This is a genomic window from Ochrobactrum sp. BTU1 (assembly GCA_018798825.1).
In the GTDB taxonomy this organism is placed as follows: Bacteria; Pseudomonadota; Alphaproteobacteria; order Rhizobiales; family Rhizobiaceae; genus Brucella.
This window is the reverse complement of the sequence record CP076354.1, coordinates 246,088-269,933: the sequence shown is the minus strand read 5'-3', so window position 1 is coordinate 269,933 and position 23,846 is coordinate 246,088. Positions and strand designations below refer to the sequence as shown.

The window sequence follows — 23,846 nt, the reverse complement described above, 5'->3', positions numbered from 1 at the left end:
ATCTTGCTGGCGTTGCCGCACGACTATGATTCGTGACCGACGTAATTCCGCCGTAAGAACAGTCATTTCATACAGCAGCACCGCGGGCCTCAGAGTCGCGGCACTTGCAAATATCGATTGCCGGGCAATAGCTTCGGCCCAAAAGGTGAAACAGCATGGATCGCATCAAAATCGTCGGCGGCAACAAGCTCAATGGCGTCATTCCTATCTCTGGCGCGAAAAATGCAGCGCTGCCTCTGATGATCGCCTCCCTCCTCACCGACGATACGCTGACGCTTGAAAACGTGCCGCACCTCGCCGATGTCGAGCAGCTGATCCGCATTCTTTCCAATCATGGTGTCGATTATTCGGTAAACGGCCGCCGTGAACATCAGAACGGCGCCTACTCGCGCACCATCCATTTCACAGCCCGCAATATTGTCGATACCGTTGCTCCTTATGAGCTGGTTTCCAAGATGCGCGCGAGCTTCTGGGTCATCGGGCCACTTCTGGCGCGTATGGGCGAAGCAACCGTTTCTCTGCCAGGCGGTTGCGCCATCGGCACGCGTCCGGTTGACCTCCTTCTTGAGTGCCTTCAGGCGCTCGGCGCTCAGATCGACATCGAAAATGGTTATGCCAAGGCGCGCGCGCCACAGGGCGGCCTTATCGGCGCACGCTATCGCTTCCCGAAGGTTTCGGTCGGCGCAACCCACGTCATGCTGATGGCAGCCGTGCTTGCCAAGGGCGAAACGATTATTGAAAATCCTGCGCGCGAACCGGAAGTGGTCAATCTGGCTGACTGCCTCAACGCCATGGGTGCAAAAATCACCGGTGCAGGCACCGAAACGATCCATGTTCAGGGCGTGACCAGCCTTTCTGGCGCACGCGTTCGCGTCATTCCTGATCGTATCGAAACCGGCACCTATGCCATGGTTGTTGCGATGACTGGCGGCGATGTGCTGCTCGAAGGTGCAGAAGCAAGCCAGTTGACCGCAGCACTCGACACGCTGCGTCAGGCTGGTGCCGAAATCACCGAAACCAATAGCGGTCTGCGTGTTGTTCGTAATGGACACGGCATTCACCCGGTTGATGTGACCACCGATCCATTCCCTGGCTTCCCGACCGATCTTCAGGCTCAGTTCATGGGTCTGATGACAAAAGCAAAGGGCACCTCGCGCATTACTGAAACGATTTTCGAAAACCGTTTCATGCATGTTCAGGAACTGGCACGTCTTGGTGCGAAGATTTCGCTTTCCGGCCAGACTGCAACTGTTGAAGGCGTGGAACGCCTCAAGGGCGCACAGGTTATGGCTACCGATCTGCGTGCATCTGTTTCACTTGTTATCGCGGGCCTTGCTGCAGAAGGCGAAACCATCGTCAACCGCGTCTATCACCTTGATCGCGGTTTTGAACGTCTGGAAGAAAAGCTCTCGCGCTGCGGCGCGAATGTTGAGCGTATCAGCGGTTAAAGCATTTCCAGCAAAAGTGCGAAGCGGTTTTGCATAAGGATAATGCGTAAAAACAAAAAAATTGAGCGGTTCCAACGATTCAATATTAACTGGAACCGCTCTGAAGAGCTGAAAGCCGGATTTGCCAAAAGCATTCCGGCTTTTCTTTCATTCCGGGCTTATTAATCAACAGGCTGAAAAGCCTGTCGATTTTTTTGTGCTGGCATGTAAAGTGGCACTTACAACATCTGAAAATAGCAGGGAACAACGTAAGATATGGAAATGTTGAAGCTTGTGGCGCTGGATGAAGAAGATTTGCAGGTCCTGTCCGCCCATCTTCAGGATGCGGTTCTGAAAGTATCAGACCTGCAATATCTGGCCGCGGATAAGCGCTTCGTTCTCACTGCCAATCGCTTTGCGTGGGAAGAGTCGAAGCCCAAACTGTTCCGCAAACCGCAATATCAGCGTCGCCGCACCACTTTGCATTTCAATCGCGTAACCGCAGTCAAAGGCAGCGGCATCGACCGGCAGAAGACGGAAGACGTTCTTTCGCTGCTCGCCATTCGCTTTGTTCCCGGCGAAGCACCCGCCGGAACATTGGAACTGACTTTCTCGGCAAATGCGGCTATCCGTCTGGATGTAGAATGCATTGAAGCGCAGCTAACGGACCTGGGGCCTGCATGGGAAACAAATTCCCTGCCGCGACACGACGCCTGATTGCTGCTCGAAACCGCTTCACATACCTGACGGGCACCGCCCAGACTGAAAATTAAAGGAATACCAGCGTGGTTACGACGCTCAGACAAGCCGATGCCGATTTTGAAAAGAACTTTGCAGCTCTCCTTGCGGGTAAGCGCGAAGTTTCTGAAGATGTGGATCGTGCTGCCCGCGAAATCGTCGATCGTGTGCGCCGTGAAGGCGATTCCGCACTCATTGAATATTCCCTGCGTTTCGACCGTATTGATCTGAACAAGACCGGCATCCGTGTGACGGAAGCTGAAATTGATGCGGCTTTCGATGAAGCGCCAGCTTCGACCATTGAAGCGCTGAAGCTCGCTCATGAGCGCATTGAAAAACATCATGCGCGGCAATTACCGAAAGATGACCGCTACACCGATGCGCTCGGCGTTGAACTCGGTTCACGCTGGACGGCGATTGAAGCTGTCGGCCTTTATGTGCCGGGCGGCACCGCAAGCTACCCAAGCTCAGTGCTGATGAATGCTGTGCCTGCGAAGGTTGCCGGTTGCGAGCGCATCGTGATGGTTGTTCCCTCGCCCGATGGCAAGCTGAACCCGCTGGTTCTGGTTGCCGCGCGTCTTGCCGGTGTTTCAGAAATCTATCGTGTTGGCGGCGCGCAGGCTGTCGCAGCTCTGGCCTATGGTACGGAAACGATTGCGCCGGTTGCGAAAATCGTTGGTCCAGGCAATGCATATGTTGCAGCCGCCAAGCGCATTGTTTTCGGTACGGTCGGCATCGACATGATCGCCGGACCTTCGGAAGTGCTGGTGATTGCCGACAAGGACAACAATCCAGACTGGCTGGCCGCAGACATTCTTGCGCAGGCTGAACATGACACGGCTGCGCAGTCTATCCTGATGACCAATGACGAGCCTTTCGCAACAGCTGTCGAGGAAGCTGTCGAACGCCAGCTCAAAACCTTGCCGCGCGCTGAAACAGCGGCCGCAAGCTGGCGCGATTTTGGCGCGGTCATTCTGGTTGATGATTTTGAAGCAGCCATTCCACTGGCCAACCGCATTGCTGCCGAGCATCTGGAAATCGCGACCGCCGATCCGGAAGCGCTTTTGCCAAAAATCCGCAATGCTGGCTCGGTGTTTATCGGAGCCTATACGCCGGAAGTGATCGGCGATTATGTCGGCGGCTGCAACCACGTTCTGCCAACGGCACGTTCAGCGCGATTCTCGTCCGGCCTCTCGGTTCTGGATTACATGAAGCGCACGTCGCTTCTGAAGCTCGGCCCCGACCAGCTGCGTGCGCTTGGGCCAGCAGCCATTGAAATCGCCCGCGCAGAAGGCCTTGATGCCCACGCGCAATCCGTCGCCATCCGGCTCAATCTATGAGGGATCATGACCGCCGGCGTTCCTAATGCCCGATTGATCGACATCGAGCTGGATGAATCCATCGGCCGCTCGACGCCTGATGTCGAGCATGAACGCGCGGTCGCTATTTTTGATCTGATTGAAGAAAACGCTTTCCACCCGGTCGGAGACGATATGGGTGGGCCATACAAACTAAAGCTCTCCTTGATGGAATCGCGCCTGATTTTTTCCATCATGCGGGAAAGTGGCGATGTGGTTGCGACTCACATTCTATCGCTGACGCCACTTCGCCGTGTGGTGCGTGATTATTTCATGGTTTGCGAAAGTTATTATGAAGCGATCCGTTCAGCGACTCCCAGCAAGATCGAAGCTATCGATATGGGACGGCGTGGCTTGCACAATGAAGGGTCACAAGTTCTGCAAACACGACTGAACGGCAAGATCGAAGTCGATTTTACAACCGCTCGGCGGCTTTTCACGCTCGTCTGCGTGTTGCACTGGCGGGGCTGATCCTTAATGCGTGTTGAGGACGTGATCGCCACACCGGAAGAAACAGAGGTCCAGAAACGGCCAACTTCCGTACTTTTCGTCTGCGGCAAGAATGCGATCCGCTCACCAATTGCCGAGCTTCTTGCAAGAAAGCTGTTGCCACCCAATATGTATATAGCCTCTGCGGGCGTGCAACGCGGCGAGCGCGACCCCTTTGTCGATGCGGTTCTGAATGAAGAAGGGCTGTCGCTCGACAATCGGCAACCGCGCGGACTGGAAGAGCTGGCGGACGGTTATTTCGACCTTATCATTACATTGACCCCGCTTGCGCATCATACTGTGCTTGAACGAATGCGCGGTTTTTCGGTCGATGTAGAATATTGGCCGACACCGGACCCGACCCTTGTTACCGGCAGTCGCGAGCAGATCATGAACGCTTATCGTGATGTGCGAGACCGCTTAAAGCGCCAAATCACGGCTAGATTGGCCCCGAATTAACATCACCCAATTCGGTTGTTCACAAATGCCGCCTAATCATATAGGTTCCGGCCAAATTTAAAGCTGCGGCCCGGTTTCGGGCCATTTTATCAAAGAAAGAAACAGGTATCGTATGCCGAAAGAAGAAGTCCTAGAATTTCCAGGCGTTGTTACGGAACTGCTGCCAAATGCAATGTTCCGCGTAAAGCTCGAAAACGACCATGAAATCATCGCCCACACTGCTGGTCGTATGCGCAAGAACCGCATCCGTGTTCTCGCTGGCGACAAGGTTCTGGTCGAAATGACCCCTTACGACCTGACCAAGGGCCGTATTACCTACCGCTTCAAGTAAGCCTCAACTCGCTTCTCAGGAAAACTGGTGTCTATGATCGCGCAACATAAGCTGGTTCTTGCCTCCGGCTCTCCCCGCAGGATCGAGCTTCTGGGGCAAGCTGGCATTGAGCCGGATCATATTCAGCCGGCTGATATCGACGAAACGCCTGAGCGCGCGGAACATCCGCGTTCGCTGGCGCGTCGTCTTGCGCGTGAGAAGGCAAAGGCCGCCCAGGAACAACTCAAGAGCGACGAGAATTATTCCGGTGCTTTTGTTCTGGCGGCTGACACGGTTGTTGCCGTGGGACGACGGGTTCTGCCCAAGGCAGAAATCACCGACGAAGCGCGGGAATGCCTGCGTCTTCTGTCGGGGCGTACGCATAAGGTTTTCACCGGCGTTTGCCTTGTTCTGCCCAATGGCAATCTGCGCCAGACGCTCGTTGAAACGCGTTTGCGTTTCGAGCGCCTGTCACGCAAACAGATTGACGCCTATCTCGCTTCCGGTGAGTGGCGCGGCAAGGCTGGTGGCTATGCCATCCAAGGCCTTGCGGGCAGTTTCGTGGTCAAGCTGGTTGGATCCTACACCAATGTGGTGGGCCTGCCATTGCAGGAAACTGTGAGCCTGCTGGCCGATGGTGACTATCCGGTCTATGCTAATTGGGAAAGCGGCAAGGTCTGAAAATCCCATGAGTGACAAGAAAGACATATCCACCGCACCGGATGCACGCGTAACGCCGTTACGGCCTACTCGTCCCTGCCCGGAATGCAGCAAGCCTTCGTCTCGCGATTCTTATCCCTTCTGTTCACCGCGTTGCAAAAGCATCGACCTCAATCGTTGGCTTTCGGGAAGCTATGTCATCCCGGGAAAAACCATCGAAGAAGAGGAAGAGAACGACAACTGAGCCTTATTGGCTCAGATTTCCACAGTGAAATCGGTGCTTTAGCATGTTTATAAGAAATCTTATAAAAAGTGCGATAGGGTGCTGGACAGCGCGAAATTTAATGCTATAACGCACCCACTTCCGGCGGACACCAACACCGCCACACGGTGAGAAATCACCTGCAGGATGCCCGGATAGCTCAGTTGGTAGAGCAGCGGATTGAAAATCCGCGTGTCGGCGGTTCAAATCCGTCTCCGGGCACCACTCTTCTCCAGATGATGTTCCAAAACATATTTTTTGCTCTTATAGCCTTGGCATTTGATGTCTTGCGTTCAGAGGACTTATGAAATTCTCCCCAGCCGATCAGAACGCGCTTTTCAATATTATGCGCTGGCGGCGAGACGTAAGGCATTTCCTGACAGATCCCATACCAGACGAACTGCTCACAAAGCTGCACGAGGCGATGCATTATGCGCCATCTGTCGGCAATTCGCGGCCATGGCGAATCTTCCAGGTTGAAAGCACTCAGAAGCGTGAAGCCGTCTATAGTCTGTTTGAAGCATCAAACCGGCAGGCCGCACACATCTATGATGAAGCTCGTGCCAACAAATATCAGCAACTCAAACTCGAAGCCATTCGCACCGCCCCTGTGCAACTGGCTGGCTTCACCGAGACCGACCCTGTGGAGGGCCATGGGCTTGGTCGGCAGACCATGGCATCAACGCTTGAACAAAGCACGGCAATGGCTGTGCAGAACCTCAATCTCGCTGCCCGCTCTCTCGGTCTTGGCGTTGGCATGGTTTCGATTCTTGAACCGGACGCCATGAAGAGGCTGTTTCAGGTACCAGAACACTGGCGCTTTAGTTTCTATCTCTGTATCGGCTGGCCATGTTTCGAGAGCGATACGCCACTTCTGCATGAAAACGGCTGGCAGCAAAATACGACCCTTCGTTGGGACAAAACCTAGAGCGCAACCAGTCGTTGGTTAGGAGTGTCCACATGGCGCTTTTGGGCGTATTTGATAGTTGATTGATACATTCCAATTTGCTTAATGATGCCCCATGCTTCTACACGACAAACATCGGCTCGCTGTTCTCACTTCCTACAACACGATCGAGATGGGGCAAGATCGCACATTGGATGCGCTCTGCAATCTCGTCCTATCGACGTTTGGTGTGCCGATGGCAGCGGTCTCTCTGGTCGATGAACGCGTCACGCATCATATTGGCATGGCTGGCTGCACTTTTGGCGATGTGCCCAATGAGAACACCTTCTGCTCACGAACCATCGAAAGCCAAGTGCCCTTTCTGGTGGAAGACGCGACATCCGATGATCGCTTTGCCGCCAATCCCTTCGTGAAAGATGCGCCGGGTATCCGCTTTTATCTTGGCGCACCTCTGATTGCTCCAGACGGCTCGACGCTGGGTGCGATCTGTGCGCTCGATACAAAATCGCGGCCCTGTACCTCTGAAGAAATACTGAAACTCACCAATCTTGCGAGCACCGCCGTCGAAATCCTGAGTATGCGCCGCATCATGCGTGATGCCCGCAAGCTGGCGCTTGTCGACGGTCTGACCGGCATTGCCAATCGCACAGGCATCGAGCTGGAAATCGAGAAGGCCATTTTAGCGCTCCGTAATCATGGGCTGACATTCTCGCTGCTCTATTTCGATGTTGATCGTTTCAAACAGGTCAATGACGAGCGCGGTCACTCTGCAGGCGACGAATTGCTGCGGCTGATCGGAGAAGTGCTTGCCGGGCGCAATCGGCCGGATGAGGTCAGCGCGCGTCCTGGCGGCGATGAGTTCATTGTGCTGCGATTGGGCGGCACCAAGGCAAGCGACCTTGCAGAAGCACAGCAAATCAAGGCTTTGCTTGATGATGCCGTTGCGCGTGAAGGCTTCAATGTCAGTTTCTCGATGGGCCTTGTGAGCTTCACTGTTGCGCCTGCCGATGTGACCGCAGCGCTTTATGCGGCAGATGCTCTGCTCTATGACGCCAAGCGCCGTGGCAAGAATCTGATTTCCGCAGGCGAACAGAAATAAGCTTTTCCAACGCGCCAATCAGCTTCACTTTTCAGTGAGATTGCGGCGTACCGCCTTGCTGCGATTGATCTGCAGCGCTTCTTCTGCGACCACTGCACCCTGCAGATAATTGGGAATGTTATCTTTCGGGTTTCAGCGCATTGCGCTTATCATCACATGACTTATTCAACATCTTAGCGAGGATTTTCCATGCTCTGGACCTTGTTCGGCATTCTTTCGGGTGCCTGTATCGCCATTCAGGCTCCCATCAATGCCGCACTGGCTCGCGGGCTTGGATCGCCAGTCACCGCCGCGGCAATATCGTTTCTGTCGGGTGCGGTCATTCTTGGTATGATCGCAGCCGTAACGGCGCGTGTTACCGGCGCAATTCCAGCGTTCAATGTGCCAGCGGGCTGGTTGTTTGTGGCTGGCGGCGCACTCGGCTGCATCTATGTCACGACATCGGTTTTGCTGACACCACGTATCGGGGCTGCCGCCGTGATGGGCCTTGCGGTCGCTGGCCAATTGATGGCCGGACTGGCTGCAGACCGCATTGGTTTCATGGGCGTTGCTGTGCGGGAGATCACTGCGGGACGCATCGCAGGCGCGGTCCTGCTTCTCACCGGCGCGCTGATGATCCGCTTTCTCTGAGGCATTTCCAGCAAAAGCGTAAAGCAAATTTGCTTCGGACGAAGCGTCAAACAAAAGCCGCGCTGGAAGTGCTTCCAGCGCGGCTTTTTATCAACCCTTAAAGGTGTATTCCGCAATCGATTGTGGCTTCATTTCAATCGAGAAGCCCGGCAGCGATGGCGGCATATAGGCCGCATCCTTGATGATGCATGGCTCGATGAAATGCTCGTGCAGATGATCGACATATTCGATCACACGACCGTCCATGGTGCCGGAAACGGCAACATAATCGATCATCGAAAGATGCTGCACATATTCACACAGGCCAACACCGCCTGCATGTGGCCAGACCGGCTTGTTGTATTTCGCAGCAACCAGCAGCACGGCCAGCACTTCATTCAGGCCACCCATACGGCAGCTGTCGATCTGAACAATGTCGATAGCGCCTTCCGCGATGAACTGCTTGAACATGATGCGGTTCTGGCACATTTCGCCGGTCGCAACCTTCACATCGCCAATGGCTTCGCGGATTTTACGATGACCTGCAACATCATCCGGGCTGGTCGGTTCTTCGATGAAGAAAGGCTTGGAGAAAGCAAGCTTGTTGACCCACTCGATCGCCTGATCGACCTCCCACACCTGATTGGCGTCGATCATCAGATAACGATCCGGACCGATCACTTCACGCGCGATAGTGAGACGACGAATATCGTCTTCAAGATCACGGCCAACCTTCATCTTGATGTGGTTGAAGCCTTCGTCAATCGCTTCCTGACAAAGACGACGCAGCTTGTCGTCGCCATAGCCGAGCCAGCCCGCCGAGGTCGTGTAGCAAGGATAGCCGGTGGCTTCCAGCGAAGCTATACGCTCAGCCTTGCCGCTTTCCGCCTTACGCAGAATTTCGACGGCTTCATCGCGGGTCAGAGCATCGGTGAGATAGCGATAATCGACGATATCGGCAATTTCTTCCGGCGACATATCGGCCACGAGCCGCCATACCGGCTTGCCCGCCTGCTTTGCAGCGAGGTCCCAGAAGGCGTTGACGACGGCACCGGTGGCGAGATGCATCGCGCCCTTGTCCGGGCCGATCCAACGCAACTGGCTATCTCCGGTCAGGTAACGCCAGAACTTGCCGGGAGCCGCGAGGAAATCATCCATCGAGGAGCCGACAACCAGATGGCGCATGGCGAGAATGGCCTGACAGCAAATGTCATTGCCGCGACCAATGGTGAAGGTGAGGCCATGGCCCTTCAGCGCTTCGTCATCCGTATCGAGGATAACATAAGCTGCCGAATAGTCCGGGTCCGGATTCATCGCGTCGGAACCGTCCAGACTTTGCGAAGTCGGGAAGCGCAGATCGAAGACGCGCAGATCAGTAATTTTCGTCATGTTTGATTCCGTGATCTGAGCATGATCCCCAAAAATGGAGATCGGTTTTAGAGATCATGCTCAAGAAAATTAAACGTCCGCGCGCACGTTCTGCTTCTGCGAACCGAGGCCTTCAATGCCGAGTTCGACAACATCGCCAGCCTTGAGGTAGCGCGGTGGTTTCATGCCCATGCCAACGCCCGGAGGCGTACCGGTGGAAATGATATCGCCCGGCTGCAGTGACATGAACTGAGAGAGATAGGAAACCAGATGACGCACGCCATAGACCATGGTCTTGGTCGAGCCGTCCTGCATGGTTTCGCCGTTGACAGTGAGCCACATTTTGAGATCCTGCGGATCAGCAACTTCGTCCTTTGTCACCAGCCATGGGCCGGTCGGGCCGAATGTGTCGCAAGACTTGCCCTTGGTCCACTGGCCGGCGCGTTCGATCTGGAAAGCGCGCTCCGAAACGTCATGCAGCGTGCAGTAGCCAGCAACATAATCAAGCGCATCATCTTCCGAGACATATTTCGCGGTCTTGCCGATGACGATGCCGAGTTCGACTTCCCAGTCGGTCTTTTCCGAACCGCGGGGGATCAGCAGATCATCATTCGGGCCGACGATGGCCGAGGTTGCCTTCATGAAGATGACCGGCTCTGGTGGTACAGCCATGCCGGATTCTGCTGCGTGATCGGCATAGTTGAGACCGATGCAGATGAACTTGCCGGTGCCTGCAACGCATGGGCCAAGGCGTGGGTTGCCTTCGACCTTTGGCAGCGCATTGACGTCCAGCGAACCGAGCTTGACGAGTGCTTCAGGGTTGAGAACGGCACCCGACAGATCGCTGACATGGGCAGAGAGATCACGGATATTGCCGTCGGCATCGAGAAGGCCCGGCTTTTCCTGACCGGTTTCGCCATAGCGAAGAAATTTCATGAGTTTACTCCTTGTGGGGATTTGAAGTGGTAACGATGGGGCGAATAAGGGTGGTTGAGATTCTGGTTATGGCGTGCCGAAAATGCCATTTGCAGGCCGCCAGAGCCTGAATATCGACTGCCCTAGATCGTCCAACCACCGTCGATGTTGTAGGCCTGACCGGTCGTGTAAGTGGCGCCTGCGAGATAGACCGCGAGGTCGGCAATTTCTTCCGGCTGGCCGATACGGCCAATAGGCTGACGCGCGATGAAGGCAGCGCGCTGCTCTTCATAATCGCCCTGCGCACGCAGACGGTCTTGCAGCGACGGGCTTTCAACCGTACCGGGGCAGATGGCGTTGCAGCGGATGCCCTTGGCAACATAGTCGGCAGCAACAGCCTTGGTCAGACCGATGACAGCCGCCTTAGTGACACCATAAGCAAAGCGGTTCGGCACGCCTTTAACGCTCGAAGCAACGGACGCCATATTGACGATGGCACCATCCTTGCGCTCCAGCATACCCGGCAGCACGGCCTGAATGGTGCGGATCATCGCCTTGACGTTGAGATTGAAGGCGAAGTCGAGGTCTTCGTCCTTCATTTCCAAAATCGAACCGCCATGGACAACGCCTGCGCAGTTGAACAGGATGTCGACCTGACCGATCTCGGCAACGAGCGCCTTCACTGCAGCCTCGTCAAGCACGTTGAGCTTGCGGGTGATGATACCCGAAACGCCTTCGAGTTCCTTGAGTGCGCTCTCGTTGATATCAGTCGCATAGACCTTGGCGCCTGCTTCCGCAAAAGCCAGTGCACTTGCACGACCAATGCCCTGAGCGGCAGCTGTGATCAGCGCTGTTTTTCCATCAAATCGTATCGTCATAGTCATGCCTTCCGTTCAACAAGCAGGATGTGGTCGCAAGCAAGCACCACTTCGTCCCGCTGATTAAGCACTTCGCACCGCTCGGTAACGCGGCCCATATTTGCCCGCTTCGGGTCGTCTTCCTTTGCGCTGATCGTCACGCGCGTACGGATCGTATCGCCGATATGCACCGGACGCACGAACCGAAGGCGGTCATAGCCATAGGAAAACGCAACAGGGTTAATCAGCGTCGCGGTCAGACCGACGCCGATTGCAAAGATCATCGTGCCATGCGCGATACGCTGACCGCCTGGCAGGGTTTTTGCAAATTCCGCATCCATGTGGTGCGGAAAGAAATCGCCCGTATGACCGGCGTGAACCACAAAATCCGTTTCAGTGATCGTGCGGCCATAGGTTATGCGCTGATGGCCCAATTCATAGTCTTCAAAATAGATTACCTGTTCAGACATGATCAAAACTCCGGTTTTGCAGCAAGCGGCGTGGCGGGCGCAGCACTTGACTGATAGGCCGCCTCAACCAGCGCCATGGTGTGCCATGCATCTTCAACCGAGCCGATAAGCTCGGCATCTTCGCCAGTCGCGAAACGCTGCAACTGCGCTATGCGGTTTAAGAATGCATCCGGAAACCATGCGCCTTGAAGTGCAACCTGCACCCAGTCGTCGCCACCCTTTGGCTTGATCCAAAGCTGGTCCGGCTCGCCTCGCGGATAGTCGAGATTGACGCCGAGTTTCACATAGGCTGCACCCTCAGTCCCGCAAATGCGGAACTCGCAGGCCTGAAACTTGCGGCCGAAATCATGATCGTGATTGATCGACAGCGCACAGCGCACGCGATTGCCATAATCAAGAATTGCAGCCGTGCGGGTCTGTGCGACTTCGTGGTTTGGATGCCCAAGCGTCTTGGCGTGAACGCCTTGCGGATTGCCAAGCAGACCACGCACGAAATCCAGATAATGGATCGAATGCATGGCGATCTCGATGCGCGGCAGGCCTTTGAGGAACGGCCACAGACCCCAAGGGGTCGCAAGCGCCAGCCATGCGTCGAAATCCACCACTTCGCCAAGCAAGCCCTTATCGACGGCGTCGTAAAGAGCGAGCATCATCGGCGCGAAACGTAGCTGGAAATTCACCGCAGCTTTGAGATTACGCGCACGGCAGACTTTCAGAATTTCCGTTGCTGCGGCAAGATCGCTGCCCATCGGCTTTTGGATCAGGACGGCAGCGCCTTCGGGCAATTGCGAGAGGATCGAGGCATGGGCTGAGGGCGGCGTGGCCAGATCGAAGATCGCACTTCCAACGGCTAGCGCCTCTTCAAAACTTGCAAAAGCCTTCACGCCCCATTGGTCAGCAAGTGCCGATGCTTTCTCGAAATTAGGATCGAAAATGCCCGCAACCGGGAAGCCGCCCTTCTTGTAGGCAGGCAGATGTGCGTCGCCGACAATGCTACCCGCACCGAAAATGACAATCGGTTTTGGCTGCGTGGGCTTCGCCCACCACTGGCGCAGGCTTTTCGGATCAAAAGCCTCAGTCATGATGAAAAACCTCCTCCATCATCGCCCACCATTCACCCTCTTTTCGGGTTTCAAGCGGCTTTTGGCATGGCATACAGACTGACCACCATTCCTGATTTTTAGGATTATCAGCCATCTTCTTCATGTCGGCTTCAAAGTCGGTGCCGACATAGTCCCATGTGCCAAACAGCAGGTTTTCCGGCTCTTTGAGAAAAATCGTGTAATTGGTGATGTTGCACTCGGAAATGAGCGCCAGAATTTCCGGCCATACGCTCGCGTGCAGCTTCTTGTATTCTGTGATCTTTTCAGGCTTCAGCCCGATCACCATGCCCATTCTTTGTTTCTGGCGTTGCGCCATTACGACCTCACGATCTCGCGGGTAAATTCGGAAACCGACCGACTGCACACGGCATCCCAATCCCACTCGATACCAATGCCCGGCTCAGACGGCGCAATGGCGTGGCCATCACGAATTTCCATACCCTTGGTGGTCAGATCATCAAGCTGTGGGATATATTCGACATAGCGCCCGTTCTGCACGGCACAGGTGAGGCTGACATGCAGTTCCATCAGAAAATGAGGGCAAACCGGAATGTCGAAGGCTTCGGCGGCGTGTGCCACTTTCAGCCAAGGCGTGATGCCGCCGATGCGCGCCACATCCACCTGGACGATAGAGCAAGCGCCCTTCTGCATATATTCACGGAAATGGCGGATCGAATAGATCGATTCACCCACCGCAATCGGTGTCGGCGTGGAACGGGTCAGGCGGATATGGCCATCAAGATCATCAGCCGGAAGCGGCTCTTCGATCCATGCCAGATCAAGTTCTTTCAGACGCTCGGCGCGACGGATCGCTTCATCCACCGTAAAGCCCTGATTGCAATCGGTCATGATTTCAAAGCCATCACCCACGGCTGCACGAACAGCCGAAAGACGCGCATAATCTTCCGAACCATGCGGCTTACCGATCTTCACCTTGGAGCCGGAGAACCCCTTGGCTTTGGCGGCTAGAGCATCCTCGACCAGCGCTTCTTTCTCGATATGCAGCCAGCCGCCTTCGGTCGTGTACAGCGAACAACGATCCTTGGCACCACCTGCGAGCTTCCACAGCGGCAGGTTCTGTTTCTTCGCACGCAAATCCCAAAGAGCTGTATCAATGGCAGCAAGCGCCAAAGCGGTAATCGCGCCAATGGTTGTGGCGTGGGTCGCAAATTCGAGCTTACGCCAGATCGCCTCAATGCAATCTGCATCCTCATTGATAATCAGCGGCACCAGATGGTCGTTCAACAGGCGCATGACGGACGAGCCGCCGGTGCCAATGGTGTAGCTATAGCCCGTCCCAACCGCCCCATCGCTATCCGTGATGGTGACGATAGGCGTTTCCTGACTGACAAAACTCTGGATCGCGTCGGTGCGCTTGACCTTCGGCGGAAGGTCGACCATGCGCAGTTCAACTTTTTCAATGCGTGCCATATCTATACCGCCAAGCTCTTGCCGTTCGCCGCATCAAACAGATGCGCCTGCGACAGATCAAAATGCATGGAGATTGCTTCACCGGAATTGAGAGGGCGCGGGTTGAGCATACGCGCTACCCATTCCTTGCCGGCGAACTCGACAAAGACCAGCGTTTCATTGCCAAGCGGCTCGGTGATCGAAACGCGCAGATCCTGCTCATGCGATGTACCGGCACCACCCGACGACAGGCCGTGGCCAGTCGGGAAAAGATCGTCCGGGCGCAAACCGAATGTCACCTTGGCACCATCTGTAACCTTGGCCTTAAATTGTGCAGGCACTGGCAGACGATCGCCACTGGCAAAGACCAGTTCCGAACCCTGCACAGTTGCCTCCGCCATATTCATTGGCGGCGAGCCGATAAAGCCCGCAACGAATTGGGTTGCCGGACGCTTGAACACTTCATCCGGTGTTCCGACCTGCTCGATATGCCCATCGCGCATGATGACGATGCGGTCGGCCAGTGTCATGGCTTCGACCTGATCATGCGTCACATAAACGACTGTGGACTGCACCTTGGCATGAAGCTTCTTGATCTCCGTGCGCATCTGCGTGCGCAGCTTCGCATCGAGGTTGGACAGTGGCTCGTCGAACAGAAAAACTTCCGGATTGCGCACGATGGCGCGGCCCATGGCAACGCGCTGGCGCTGACCACCTGAAAGCTGTGCCGGACGGCGTTCCATCAAGGCTTCAAGGCCAAGAATGGCTGATGCTTCATTGACGCGACGGTCAATTTCCGCCTGTGGCTGTTTGGCTATTTTGAGCGAGAAACCCATGTTTTCGCGCACCGACATATGCGGATAAAGCGCATAGGACTGGAACACCATGGAGATGTTGCGATCACGCGGCGGCAGATCGTTGACGACCTTGCCGCCGATTTCCAACGCGCCGTCGGAAATGCTTTCAAGACCGGCAATCATGCGCAGCGTCGTGGACTTGCCACAGCCGGACGGGCCAACAAGCGCTACAAATTCCTTGTCGGCGATTTCGAGATTGATGCCATGCACCACTTCGATTGTGCCGTAGCGCTTGACGAGATTTTTAATGGAAAGCTGAGCCATTGTAATATCAACCTTTAACCGCGCCGAACGTCAGACCAGCAACAAGATGCTTCTGAACGATGAATGTGAGGGTCAGCGCCGGAATAATCATCACGACCGCCAGCGCGCACATGCCACGCCAGTCGATGGTGAATTCAGCGGTGTAATCGAGAAGACCGACAGGAAGGGTCTTGGAATTGACCGAGCGGGTGAGCTGGGAAGCCAGCGCATATTCGTTCCATGAAGTGAGGAAGGCGAAGATGCCAGCAGTCGCGATGCCGGGACCGGCCAGCGGAAATTCCACCTGCCAGAAAGCCTGCCAGCGCGTGCAACCGTCGATCTGGGCTGCTTCCGCCAGATCCTTCGGTACCTGACGAAAGAAGCCGTCGATCAGCCAGATCGTGAATGGCACATTGAGCGCCACATAAGTGACGATCAGACCGAAATGCGTGTCGATAATGCCAATGCGTGAATAGAGCATGAAGAGCGGCAGCGACAAGGCGATGCCCGGCACCGAGCGCGTTAGCATAAGACCGAGGAATGTCGTCGACTTGCCCCAGAAGCGGAAGCGCGCAAAGGCATAGCCACCTGAAACACCGACAATCAGCGCAATGATGGTGGATGTGACCGAGATAATCAGCGAGTTGCGGAAATAATCCCAGACCGGAATGCCGCCGCCGCCAGCACCAGAGAACATTGCATAATAAGCGTCGAGCGTGATTTCGTGCGGTATCCAGACCGGCGGCTTTGCCATGATTTCAACCGGCGGACGCAGCGAGGACAGCACGATCCACAGACCGGGCAGGCAGATGATCGTCATCGCAAGAAACAGGCCGATGAGGTAGGCGACTTTCTTGACGCGGCGCAGCAGGCGATGCTGATCATTAGAGAGGGTTTTGGAAGCCATGATTACCACTCCGCTCCGATTTGCGCGCGTGCGGCTGCAAGCTTACGGAAGAACATTACGGTGAAGAGGATCGAGAGCAGGATCGCGATATAGGCCATTGCATTGGCCAGTCCCATCTGCGCATCCGAATAGGCGGTGCGCCCGACCAGCGTCCAGATCAGCTCGGTTCGCCGTGCCGGACCACCATCGGTCATGATCTTCACAATGTCATAGGCACGCGCCACATCGAGCGAACGAATGGTCATCGCGATGAAGGCAAATGGCATCAGATAAGGCCAGATGACATAGCGGAATGTCTGCCATGGCGTGCAACCGTCAACGCGCGCGGCCTCAACCGGATCCTGCGGCATGGACAGAAGACCGCCCAGAATGAGGATTGCAAACACCGAGGTCGACATCCAGACTTCTGCCATCAGAATGGCAAACAGCGCCAGATTGCCGTCGATCAGCCATGGAATAGCGGTGTCGGTGATACCCAGCGATTGCAGCGCATTGTTCACAAGACCGATATTGTCGTTGAACATGAATTTGAACTGGAAGCCAACCAAAACCGGCGAAAACATCATCGGGAACATCATCAGCGTGCGCAAAACGCGCTGGCCGTGGGTGGCCTTATTGATGAGCAGCGCCAGACCAAGTCCGAGCAGCATTTCCAGATTGAGCGCGATGGTGAGGAAGATCACCGTGCGAATGAATGCAGCCCAGAACACCCAATCACCCATGATGCGCTGATAATTTCGCAGACCGATGAAGTTGAACAGGCTGTCAGGACGCGTCAGCCGGAATGGCGTGAAGCTTGAATAAAGCGAAAGCGCGAGGGGAAACAGGACCACCGCTGCTAGGATGATGAAGGCCGGAAGCAAAAGCAAAACCGGCGGGGAAATTCGTTTAAACATTGTTCTTCCGAAGCGGTCATTAAGCGCAAAATTGGCCCGCCCCGTTCAGAGCGGGCCATGAAGTCACAGTTTAAATGAGGCGATAGGCCTAGAGTTCGCCAGCATCCTCAAGGATCTGCGTTGCCTTCTTGGCTGCATCATCAAGCGCCTGCTGCGAGGTCTTGTCACCAAGGATCGCTGCCTGAAGTTCAGGATAGACAGCGTTGGAAATTTCGATCCATGACGGGGTCTGCGGAACAGGGAAAGCGGTCTTTGCCGTTTCCTGGAACACCGACAGCACTTCCTTCTTATACGGATCGGAAGCAGCCTGCTCGATGACATAATCCCAGACAGCGGTGCGGGTTGGCAAAGTGCCGGCAGCCGATTCCTGCTTCTGCGAATCCTCGTTGGTCAGGAACCAGACGAGCGAAGCAGCAGCTTCTTTCGTGCCGCAGGATTCAGTGACTGAGAAGCCGTGATGACCCGACCAGCCGGTGCGCTTTCCGGAAGAACCTGTCGGCGGAGGAACGATACCGACATTGCCTGCGACTTTCGACGACTTTGGATCGTTGAAATAGGTCGCCCAGCCCGGCCAATCCAGATTGAGCGCAATGGTGCCGGATGCAAAGCCAGCGCCCAGCTCATCCCAGAGATAGTTGGTGGTGCCTGCAGGAACGGCCTTGGCCTTGTAAAGATTGACGAACCAGTCGAGCGCACGGACACCGGCTTCAGAATTGAAAGCTGGCTTGCCGTCTTTGAGATATTCACCGCCTTCAGCGACCAGCATTTCATAGAAGCGGCCGTTGATGGCTTCTTCCTTGCCCGCAAACTGCGTGCCGTAGAAATTCGGCGGATCGGCAAAGAACACAGCCTGATCGGAAACTTCTTTCCAGGTCTTTGGCGGTGCCAGATCGTAGCCGTATTTTTCCTTGAATGCGGTCTTCTTGGCGTCGTCTTCGTAAAGGCTCTTCTGATAATAGAGCGCCGAGACGTCGAACTGCGCGCGTGGCAGCATGACCAGCTTGTCGTTAAGCGTCGAAGCCTTGATCACCGATGGCACGAAGCCTTCGATTTCTTCTTTTGGAAGCAAACCATTCAGATCGGCATAGAGATCAGGATATTGCGGCGCAAAAGACGAGTGGTTGGAGCCAACGCACCAGTTGATCGAACCCGAAGCGATGTCCGACTTAATTTCCTTGTCCAGCTCGAAGTGGTTCTTCTTGGACAGGATGTTGACCTTGGCACCGGTCGCCTTTTCCCATTCAGCAATGCGCGAATACAGCGCTTCATACTGCTGACCGCCAATGAGCTTGGCATTGATGGTGACGCCTTCAAATTTACCCGGAAGTTCCGCAGCCCCCGCGGAAACCATTCCTGCAGCCAGCAGAACAGAACCTGCCAGCACAGATGTCGTGAAATTCCTCATGCTTCTCCTCCTACTAGAACACCGCGCGCCCTTTTTTGGACGCCCCATACGGCGCTCTAACCTCCTTGAGCCCGATCATCGTGTTTCCCGAAATTCCAATCTGGCTTCAGGCCGACGCTTTTACGGACAACTCCCCAGTCCGCACCCGATTGTGCTTCCTATATTTATATGCAAACATACTATTCACAATCGGTCAAGGCGATTTCGATGGCTTCACTACTTTCATCACTTGCGATGTTCGTATATGAAGTATGCTATTCACGAAGGGGACCAGTTTGGAAACAGATGATCGTTATCGCGCGCCTGCGCTGGACAAGGGGTTGGATATTCTCGAACTGCTGGCCAGTGTCGATGGTGGACTAAGCCAGGCCGAGATTGCCAAGCACCTCGACCGCAGCCCCAACGAGTTTTACCGGATGCTCGATCGTCTGGTGAAGCGCGGTTACGTGACCAAGCTCGAAGGTGACCGTTACTCGCTGACGCTCAAGCTGTTCGGCCTTGCGCATCTTCATGCGCCGGTGCGCAGACTTGCTTCCTTTGCCACGCCTTTCATGCGCGAACTTGCTGATCGCTCGAAGCAGGCCAATCAGCTTGCTGTGTTTGATCGTGGTTCTGTCGTGGTGATTGCACAGCAGGAAGCCCCGGATTACTGGGGGATTTCGATCCGCGTCGGTTCGCATATCAGCCTTTTCGACACGGGTTCCGGCCATGTGCTTCTCGCCTTCCGCACGCCGGAAGAACGCAAGATGATGATTGCCGAATATGTCAAAGACGGCGAGAGCGGCAATCTCGATGAAAGCTTCTATGAGCGACTCGATCAGATTCGCGAACGCGGCTACGAAATGATGCCAAGTGCGCAGGTGGCTGGCGTCTACAACCTCTCTGCACCGATTCTCGGTCCTGACGGCTCATGCATCGCAGCCCTCACCTGTCCTTATGTCACGCTCGTCAATTCGACGTTCGCACCTGACATCACACAGACCATCAGCCTGCTGCAAAAGACCGTCAAAGACCTCTCAAAGCTGGTCGGTTCCGATATCGGAACAACAGATTAATCCAGACCGATAATTCTTATTTGAAAACTCTCTTCTTTTTTGAAAGTATGACATCGGAGGAGAGTTTTCATGATTATCGATACCCATCTGCATCTGATAGACAAAAGCGCGCTCAACTATCCATGGCTGGGAGACGTACCAGCTTTGAACCGCGATTTTCTGTTTGAGACCTATCGGAAGCAGGCCGAACGTTGCGGCATTAAAGCAGCATTACACATGGAAGTGGACGTTTCTGCCCCTGAAATTGTGGCAGAGACCGCTCACATTATGGCAATCTCGCGTCAAAATAATGGCTATATCAAGGGCGCGATTGCATCTTGCCGCCCGGAAGAACCGGGATTTGCCGAATATCTGGAACAGAGCCGCAGCAATCCTTTCATCAAAGGTTTTCGCCGTGTGCTGCATGTCGTACCCGATAATGTCTCTGAGGGCGCTCTGTTTCGGGAGAATATCAAGCGGCTGGAAGGCACCGGCCTGACCTTTGATCTCTGCACACTCCCGCACCAGATCGACAAGGTGCTGGCGCTGGCAGATCTCGCCCCGGACGTGCAGTTCGTGCTTGATCACTGCGGCGTTCCGGACATCAAATCAGGTGCGCTGGAAGTCTGGCAGAAGGGGATTACCGAGATTGCGCAACGCGACAATGTGGTCGCCAAAATCTCTGGCGTGGTGGCCTATGCTGACGCTGAAAGCTGGACCGTCGACACACTGCGCCCTTATGTGGAGCATGTGATTCAGTCATTCGGCTGGGAGCGGATTGTATGGGGAAGCGACTGGCCGGTCTGCACCTTAGCGAGTAACGTCGATGCCGGGCTTTCCACATGGGTGGCGACAACCCATGCGCTGCTTAAAGGATGCAGCGAAGACGAAAAGGCACTGCTTCTTGCCGACAATGCGCAGCGCATCTGGAAGATTTAAACCTCAAGGCTGGCGAGTTTCTCGCCAGCCAATTTGTTGAATTAAAAGCTTTCGCGGAAAAGCCGGTTGAGATCGGCGACGACGATCTCCGCCTTCTCATTGTTTAGCAAGCCCTTATTGATACGCTCGGAAGCCGCTTCCTGAAACGGCATATAGCCATCGTGACGCGGACGCACCCATGCCCCTTCCAACGTTGCGCGCGTATCGCGATAGAAGCCCGATGTTGCGTTGTTTACGGTATCGTCTTCCCATGCATCCGCATGTCCCGGCTGACCGTTGGACGCCGCGTAAAGCCCTTTCTGCACCTCACCGCTTGCAATCCAATAGGCGAAGTCGATTGCCGCTTCCGGATGCTTGCTGAAGGCTGAAACCGCAATACCCGTGCCACCCAGAGCCGATCCTGCCACGCCTGCTGGACCCGATGGAATATCGGCAAAACGGATCAGGCGATCGCGGAAGCCCGGCATGGCATAATTCACATAGCCGTAAATCAGCGGTGAACAGGCGATTTCGGATTCTGGCTCTGCCATTTCCTCAAACACCGCAATCGGGTCCATGCCGAAACATTCAGGCTTAACCAGCGAAGCAACCTCGCGCAGTTGCTCAAAAGCTTTCGCGCCATCCTCAACAGCGATCAGCTCGCCTTCAACCGCGCAAGGCGTTCCGGCATTGGCAACGAGTGTATAAAAGCACATCAGCGAATGCGGCGAGCGCAGTGGCAGCAGAACTTTCCCGGCGCGCGCCAGACGCAGCACCTCGCCCCATGAGGTGGCAGGCTTGTCCATCAGGTCTGGACGCCATGCCTGAACCTGTGTTGCTGCATCGAGCGGAAACGCCCATTGCCGCCCCTGCCAGTTATAGCTTGGGAAGGATTGGCCCACAGAGCCATCGGCAAGCTCTTTCAGTTCCGTTTCGCGGCCCGGCACATCAAGCGGCAGCAGACAACCTTCCTTGGTGATCTGGCCCACATGTGGATGGTCGATTACGATCATATCGAAATTGAGTGCCAGTTCCTCAACCGGAAAGGTCTCGAAATCCTGTAGCGACCGCTTTTCCCACTCGATTTCGACGCCCTTGTCAGCAAGCCATTGTTCGGCGCCTGCGACCATCGGATCATAGCCGCGCGGGTGGCTCCAGGTCATGCCTTTAAGCTTGATAGTGCTCATAGACCGAACTCCTCGCGAATTTCTTTGCTGTTCTCGCCAATGCGCGGCGCGGCGCGTGCCACCTTTGGGCGCTGTCCGTTGATGCGCAGTGGGGAACGTGTGGTGGTGATGGAAACATCATCTTCACGCGTCACCGTCTGGAGCATGTCGAGGGTTGAGAAACCTTCGCTTGCGAGCAGTTCTTCCCAGTTGAGAACGCGGGCGCACCAAATATCAGCCGGTTCCAGAATGGCGAGCCATTCATCGACGGTTTTCTCGGCAATGCGGGCAGCAATCAGCCGCTTAATCTCATCGCGTTTTGCGAAAGCAACTTTCGGATCGGCAATGAATGGCGCAAGCGTATCTGTTTCAAGCAGTGGTGCCAGTTTCGCAATCGGCATCATGGCGATTGCGAGATAACCATCCGCTGCCGGATAAACACCATAAGGTGCTGCGAGATAGGCGTGGGCACTGCGGAAATCGGAACGCTTTGGCAGGCGACGACCATCATTAAGGTGGGTGGTCAACACTTCAAACTGGAAATCAACCAGCGCTTCGAGAAGGCTGGTTTCGACATGCGAGCCTTTGTTGGTGATGCCGCGGCGAACCAGCGCTGCGAGAATTCCCTGAGCGGCCGCAGCCCCTGCCAGCATATCGGCAACCGCCAGACCGAATGGAACCGGCCCCTGCCCTTCATCACCATTGAGCCACATGAGGCCCGAGCGCGCCTGCGCAAGCAAATCCTGTCCGGGACGACCGACCCATGGACCTTCTTCGCCATAGCCGCTGATCGATGCATAGACGAGACGCGGATTGATTTGCTGCACGGCTTCGTAATCGAGGCCAAGGCGCTTGATGACACCGGGACGGAAATTCTGAATAACCACGTCGGCCTGCGTGAGAAGCTTCTTCAACGCAGCCAGATCATCGGGATTTTTCAGATCAATCGCAAGGCTATCCTTGCCACGATTAATGGCATGAAAAATCGTGGAATCGCCACCGATTTCCGTGTCGCTCAGATAAAGTCTGCGCGAAAGATCGCCACCATCAGGCCGTTCAATCTTGATGACGCGCGCGCCCAGATCCATCAGACGCAACGAGCAATAAGGCCCCGACAGAAACTGGCTCATATCGACAACGACAAGCCCGCTCAGCGGCAGTTCGCTTTCCGACATCGGGAAATTCCCTCCTCATGAATTTCTTATGTAAATATAGTCTTCACATATGGATTTATAGAAGGCAAGACTGAAATTGGGGTATTAGAGCGCATTTCGATCTGATTGGATCAGATCGGCGCTCTAATCTCTTATTTTGACGCGCATCTTTTTCCGAAAACCGTTTCACACTTTTCGGGATGCGCTCTAATGCAAAAACGCCGCCCAGTGGGGCGGCGTTTTTAAGGAAATAAGGGATCAATCAGAGTGTCAATTCGACTTCATTGCTGGCCAGTTCCAGCAAGGTCCAGACGTGATCAGCGAATGAGTTCCACACTTCGATCCGGTAATGATCGGCATCCCACTTCAACAGAATGATCTGGGCATGATCGAAGATCGTGCGAGCAGCACCCGGAAAGCTCATCTTTGAGAGTTCAAGCGGGGAAGCAGCATTCAACAGCCATTCGGCTTGGGGCCCAGAAATGTCGATGCCGGTTTCACGGTGACTGACTTCCGTCAGGCTGTGCGGCTCACTCTCGTAGAGCTTGGCAAAGGCCTGTGTAATGGCGTCCGCCTTGCTTTCATCTGCCCAGATATACCATTCATCCGGTCCGATGCAGGCAACAGCAATATCGCCACTGCGCGTAAGGCCACCGATCTTAGCGGGGAACTTTGCACCCAGCGCCTTTTCAGCCAGGGCCAGTTTTTCCGGAGCAATGCGCAGAATAAAGCGGGCAGCGTCATCGGCTGCATGGATTTCCAGACGACCGGGAATGACGACCTTGCGGTTCGAATAAGGTTTTGTCTCAACAAGCATGGTTCAAT

General features: G+C 55.1%; 27 protein-coding genes and 1 tRNA gene. 14 read left to right on the top strand and 14 right to left on the bottom strand.

Annotated elements, in window-relative coordinates; translation table 11 throughout:
- Positions 1-155 precede the first annotated feature (155 nt).
- From murA to KMS41_01180, 12 genes are all read left to right on the top strand, one after another.
- A complete protein-coding gene (gene murA / locus KMS41_01235; protein ID QWK77900.1) occupies positions 156-1,448 on the top strand; it encodes a UDP-N-acetylglucosamine 1-carboxyvinyltransferase in 1,293 nt (430 codons plus the stop codon).
- A gap of 255 nt (positions 1,449-1,703) precedes the next feature.
- Positions 1,704-2,144, top strand: a complete 441-nt coding sequence (locus KMS41_01230) for a DUF2948 family protein (protein QWK77899.1) — start codon at positions 1,704-1,706, stop codon at positions 2,142-2,144.
- A gap of 68 nt (positions 2,145-2,212) precedes the next feature.
- Complete coding sequence (hisD, locus tag KMS41_01225; GenBank protein ID QWK77898.1) at positions 2,213-3,505, top strand: histidinol dehydrogenase; 1,293 nt, start codon at positions 2,213-2,215, stop codon at positions 3,503-3,505.
- Positions 3,506-3,511: 6 nt separating this feature from the next.
- On the top strand, positions 3,512-3,994 hold the full coding sequence (locus KMS41_01220) for a UPF0262 family protein (protein ID QWK77897.1): 483 nt from the start codon (positions 3,512-3,514) through the stop codon (positions 3,992-3,994).
- A 6-nt stretch (positions 3,995-4,000) separates the two neighbouring features.
- Positions 4,001-4,471 (top strand): low molecular weight phosphatase family protein, encoded by a 471-nt coding sequence (locus tag KMS41_01215; GenBank protein QWK77896.1) that lies wholly within the window; start codon positions 4,001-4,003, stop codon positions 4,469-4,471.
- 112 nt (positions 4,472-4,583) lie between these two features.
- Entirely contained in the window at positions 4,584-4,802 is a 219-nt protein-coding gene (gene infA / locus KMS41_01210) for a translation initiation factor IF-1 (GenBank protein ID QWK77895.1), read from the top strand.
- 33 nt (positions 4,803-4,835) lie between these two features.
- Complete coding sequence (locus KMS41_01205) at positions 4,836-5,462, top strand: Maf-like protein (protein QWK78733.1); 627 nt, start codon at positions 4,836-4,838, stop codon at positions 5,460-5,462.
- A gap of 7 nt (positions 5,463-5,469) precedes the next feature.
- Positions 5,470-5,685, top strand: a complete 216-nt coding sequence (gene yacG, locus KMS41_01200; protein ID QWK77894.1) for a DNA gyrase inhibitor YacG — start codon at positions 5,470-5,472, stop codon at positions 5,683-5,685.
- Between the two features lie 167 nt (positions 5,686-5,852).
- Positions 5,853-5,928, top strand: a tRNA-Phe gene (locus tag KMS41_01195).
- Positions 5,929-6,007: 79 nt separating this feature from the next.
- Complete coding sequence (bluB, locus tag KMS41_01190) at positions 6,008-6,631, top strand: 5,6-dimethylbenzimidazole synthase (GenBank protein QWK77893.1); 624 nt, start codon at positions 6,008-6,010, stop codon at positions 6,629-6,631.
- 94 nt (positions 6,632-6,725) lie between these two features.
- Positions 6,726-7,709, top strand: a complete 984-nt coding sequence (locus KMS41_01185) for a sensor domain-containing diguanylate cyclase (protein QWK77892.1) — start codon at positions 6,726-6,728, stop codon at positions 7,707-7,709.
- A gap of 189 nt (positions 7,710-7,898) precedes the next feature.
- Positions 7,899-8,339, top strand: coding sequence for a DMT family transporter (locus tag KMS41_01180; protein QWK77891.1), 441 nt, complete (start codon positions 7,899-7,901; stop codon positions 8,337-8,339).
- 90 nt (positions 8,340-8,429) lie between these two features.
- On the opposite strand, the gene KMS41_01175 is transcribed toward KMS41_01180, so the two are convergent.
- From KMS41_01175 to KMS41_01125, 11 genes are all read right to left on the bottom strand, one after another.
- The gene (locus KMS41_01175) at positions 8,430-9,707 is read right to left on the bottom strand and encodes an L-fuconate dehydratase (protein ID QWK77890.1); all 1,278 of its coding nucleotides are present in this window, start codon (positions 9,705-9,707) and stop codon (positions 8,430-8,432) included.
- 69 nt (positions 9,708-9,776) lie between these two features.
- A complete protein-coding gene (locus KMS41_01170; protein QWK77889.1) occupies positions 9,777-10,622 on the bottom strand; it encodes a fumarylacetoacetate hydrolase family protein in 846 nt (281 codons plus the stop codon).
- Positions 10,623-10,744: 122 nt separating this feature from the next.
- Positions 10,745-11,479: an SDR family oxidoreductase gene (locus KMS41_01165; protein QWK77888.1), complete on the bottom strand. Its 735-nt coding sequence runs from the start codon at positions 11,477-11,479 to the stop codon at positions 10,745-10,747.
- Between the two features lie 2 nt (positions 11,480-11,481).
- A complete protein-coding gene (locus KMS41_01160) occupies positions 11,482-11,928 on the bottom strand; it encodes a dehydratase (protein QWK77887.1) in 447 nt (148 codons plus the stop codon).
- Positions 11,929-11,930: 2 nt separating this feature from the next.
- Positions 11,931-13,010: a Gfo/Idh/MocA family oxidoreductase gene (locus KMS41_01155; GenBank protein QWK77886.1), complete on the bottom strand. Its 1,080-nt coding sequence runs from the start codon at positions 13,008-13,010 to the stop codon at positions 11,931-11,933.
- Positions 13,003-13,347, bottom strand: a complete 345-nt coding sequence (locus KMS41_01150) for an L-rhamnose mutarotase (protein QWK77885.1) — start codon at positions 13,345-13,347, stop codon at positions 13,003-13,005. Before KMS41_01150 ends, KMS41_01155 begins: the two co-directional genes overlap by 8 nt.
- Positions 13,347-14,462 carry a mandelate racemase/muconate lactonizing enzyme family protein gene (locus KMS41_01145; GenBank protein ID QWK77884.1) on the bottom strand — a complete coding sequence of 372 codons (1,116 nt, stop codon included), beginning with the start codon at positions 14,460-14,462 and terminating at the stop codon, positions 13,347-13,349. The genes KMS41_01150 and KMS41_01145 overlap by 1 nt, the downstream gene beginning before the upstream one ends.
- Before the next feature lie 2 nt (positions 14,463-14,464).
- Positions 14,465-15,562: a sn-glycerol-3-phosphate ABC transporter ATP-binding protein UgpC gene (gene ugpC, locus KMS41_01140; GenBank protein QWK77883.1), complete on the bottom strand. Its 1,098-nt coding sequence runs from the start codon at positions 15,560-15,562 to the stop codon at positions 14,465-14,467.
- Positions 15,563-15,569: 7 nt separating this feature from the next.
- Positions 15,570-16,448 carry a carbohydrate ABC transporter permease gene (locus KMS41_01135; GenBank protein ID QWK77882.1) on the bottom strand — a complete coding sequence of 293 codons (879 nt, stop codon included), beginning with the start codon at positions 16,446-16,448 and terminating at the stop codon, positions 15,570-15,572.
- Positions 16,449-16,450: 2 nt separating this feature from the next.
- Positions 16,451-17,344 (bottom strand): sugar ABC transporter permease, encoded by an 894-nt coding sequence (locus KMS41_01130; protein ID QWK77881.1) that lies wholly within the window; start codon positions 17,342-17,344, stop codon positions 16,451-16,453.
- 88 nt (positions 17,345-17,432) lie between these two features.
- The gene (locus KMS41_01125; protein ID QWK77880.1) at positions 17,433-18,749 is read right to left on the bottom strand and encodes a sugar ABC transporter substrate-binding protein; all 1,317 of its coding nucleotides are present in this window, start codon (positions 18,747-18,749) and stop codon (positions 17,433-17,435) included.
- 251 nt (positions 18,750-19,000) lie between these two features.
- Between KMS41_01125 and KMS41_01120 the strand changes: the two genes are divergently transcribed.
- Positions 19,001-19,804: an IclR family transcriptional regulator gene (locus KMS41_01120; protein ID QWK77879.1), complete on the top strand. Its 804-nt coding sequence runs from the start codon at positions 19,001-19,003 to the stop codon at positions 19,802-19,804.
- 69 nt (positions 19,805-19,873) lie between these two features.
- Positions 19,874-20,722 (top strand): amidohydrolase, encoded by an 849-nt coding sequence (locus KMS41_01115; GenBank protein ID QWK77878.1) that lies wholly within the window; start codon positions 19,874-19,876, stop codon positions 20,720-20,722.
- 41 nt (positions 20,723-20,763) lie between these two features.
- Here the strand turns inward: KMS41_01115 and KMS41_01110 are convergent, their stop codons facing one another.
- From KMS41_01110 to KMS41_01100, 3 genes are all read right to left on the bottom strand, one after another.
- The gene (locus KMS41_01110) at positions 20,764-21,888 is read right to left on the bottom strand and encodes an extracellular solute-binding protein (protein ID QWK77877.1); all 1,125 of its coding nucleotides are present in this window, start codon (positions 21,886-21,888) and stop codon (positions 20,764-20,766) included.
- Entirely contained in the window at positions 21,885-23,042 is a 1,158-nt protein-coding gene (locus KMS41_01105; GenBank protein ID QWK77876.1) for a CoA transferase, read from the bottom strand. Before KMS41_01105 ends, KMS41_01110 begins: the two co-directional genes overlap by 4 nt.
- A gap of 241 nt (positions 23,043-23,283) precedes the next feature.
- Positions 23,284-23,838, bottom strand: a complete 555-nt coding sequence (locus KMS41_01100; protein QWK77875.1) for a sarcosine oxidase subunit gamma — start codon at positions 23,836-23,838, stop codon at positions 23,284-23,286.
- Positions 23,839-23,846: the final 8 nt, after the last annotated feature.

What these genes read in the sequence shown, in the direction of transcription:
- murA (QWK77900.1), top strand. Translation starts at nt 156, where the DNA reads ATGGATCGCATCAAAATCGTCGGCGGCAACAAGCTCAATGGCGTCATT.
- KMS41_01230 (QWK77899.1), top strand. Translation starts at nt 1,704, where the DNA reads ATGGAAATGTTGAAGCTTGTGGCGCTGGATGAAGAAGATTTGCAGGTC.
- KMS41_01220 (QWK77897.1), top strand. Translation starts at nt 3,512, where the DNA reads ATGACCGCCGGCGTTCCTAATGCCCGATTGATCGACATCGAGCTGGAT.
- KMS41_01215 (QWK77896.1), top strand. Translation starts at nt 4,001, where the DNA reads ATGCGTGTTGAGGACGTGATCGCCACACCGGAAGAAACAGAGGTCCAG.
- infA (QWK77895.1), top strand. Translation starts at nt 4,584, where the DNA reads ATGCCGAAAGAAGAAGTCCTAGAATTTCCAGGCGTTGTTACGGAACTG.
- KMS41_01205 (QWK78733.1), top strand. Translation starts at nt 4,836, where the DNA reads ATGATCGCGCAACATAAGCTGGTTCTTGCCTCCGGCTCTCCCCGCAGG.
- yacG (QWK77894.1), top strand. Translation starts at nt 5,470, where the DNA reads ATGAGTGACAAGAAAGACATATCCACCGCACCGGATGCACGCGTAACG.
- bluB (QWK77893.1), top strand. Translation starts at nt 6,008, where the DNA reads ATGAAATTCTCCCCAGCCGATCAGAACGCGCTTTTCAATATTATGCGC.
- KMS41_01185 (QWK77892.1), top strand. Translation starts at nt 6,726, where the DNA reads ATGCTTCTACACGACAAACATCGGCTCGCTGTTCTCACTTCCTACAAC.
- KMS41_01180 (QWK77891.1), top strand. Translation starts at nt 7,899, where the DNA reads ATGCTCTGGACCTTGTTCGGCATTCTTTCGGGTGCCTGTATCGCCATT.
- KMS41_01175 (QWK77890.1), bottom strand. Translation starts at nt 9,707, where the DNA reads ATGACGAAAATTACTGATCTGCGCGTCTTCGATCTGCGCTTCCCGACT.
- KMS41_01170 (QWK77889.1), bottom strand. Translation starts at nt 10,622, where the DNA reads ATGAAATTTCTTCGCTATGGCGAAACCGGTCAGGAAAAGCCGGGCCTT.
- KMS41_01165 (QWK77888.1), bottom strand. Translation starts at nt 11,479, where the DNA reads ATGACGATACGATTTGATGGAAAAACAGCGCTGATCACAGCTGCCGCT.
- KMS41_01160 (QWK77887.1), bottom strand. Translation starts at nt 11,928, where the DNA reads ATGTCTGAACAGGTAATCTATTTTGAAGACTATGAATTGGGCCATCAG.
- KMS41_01155 (QWK77886.1), bottom strand. Translation starts at nt 13,010, where the DNA reads ATGACTGAGGCTTTTGATCCGAAAAGCCTGCGCCAGTGGTGGGCGAAG.
- KMS41_01150 (QWK77885.1), bottom strand. Translation starts at nt 13,347, where the DNA reads ATGGCGCAACGCCAGAAACAAAGAATGGGCATGGTGATCGGGCTGAAG.
- KMS41_01145 (QWK77884.1), bottom strand. Translation starts at nt 14,462, where the DNA reads ATGGCACGCATTGAAAAAGTTGAACTGCGCATGGTCGACCTTCCGCCG.
- ugpC (QWK77883.1), bottom strand. Translation starts at nt 15,562, where the DNA reads ATGGCTCAGCTTTCCATTAAAAATCTCGTCAAGCGCTACGGCACAATC.
- KMS41_01135 (QWK77882.1), bottom strand. Translation starts at nt 16,448, where the DNA reads ATGGCTTCCAAAACCCTCTCTAATGATCAGCATCGCCTGCTGCGCCGC.
- KMS41_01130 (QWK77881.1), bottom strand. Translation starts at nt 17,344, where the DNA reads ATGTTTAAACGAATTTCCCCGCCGGTTTTGCTTTTGCTTCCGGCCTTC.
- KMS41_01125 (QWK77880.1), bottom strand. Translation starts at nt 18,749, where the DNA reads ATGAGGAATTTCACGACATCTGTGCTGGCAGGTTCTGTTCTGCTGGCT.
- KMS41_01120 (QWK77879.1), top strand. Translation starts at nt 19,001, where the DNA reads ATGCTATTCACGAAGGGGACCAGTTTGGAAACAGATGATCGTTATCGC.
- KMS41_01115 (QWK77878.1), top strand. Translation starts at nt 19,874, where the DNA reads ATGATTATCGATACCCATCTGCATCTGATAGACAAAAGCGCGCTCAAC.
- KMS41_01110 (QWK77877.1), bottom strand. Translation starts at nt 21,888, where the DNA reads ATGAGCACTATCAAGCTTAAAGGCATGACCTGGAGCCACCCGCGCGGC.
- KMS41_01105 (QWK77876.1), bottom strand. Translation starts at nt 23,042, where the DNA reads ATGTCGGAAAGCGAACTGCCGCTGAGCGGGCTTGTCGTTGTCGATATG.
- KMS41_01100 (QWK77875.1), bottom strand. Translation starts at nt 23,838, where the DNA reads ATGCTTGTTGAGACAAAACCTTATTCGAACCGCAAGGTCGTCATTCCC.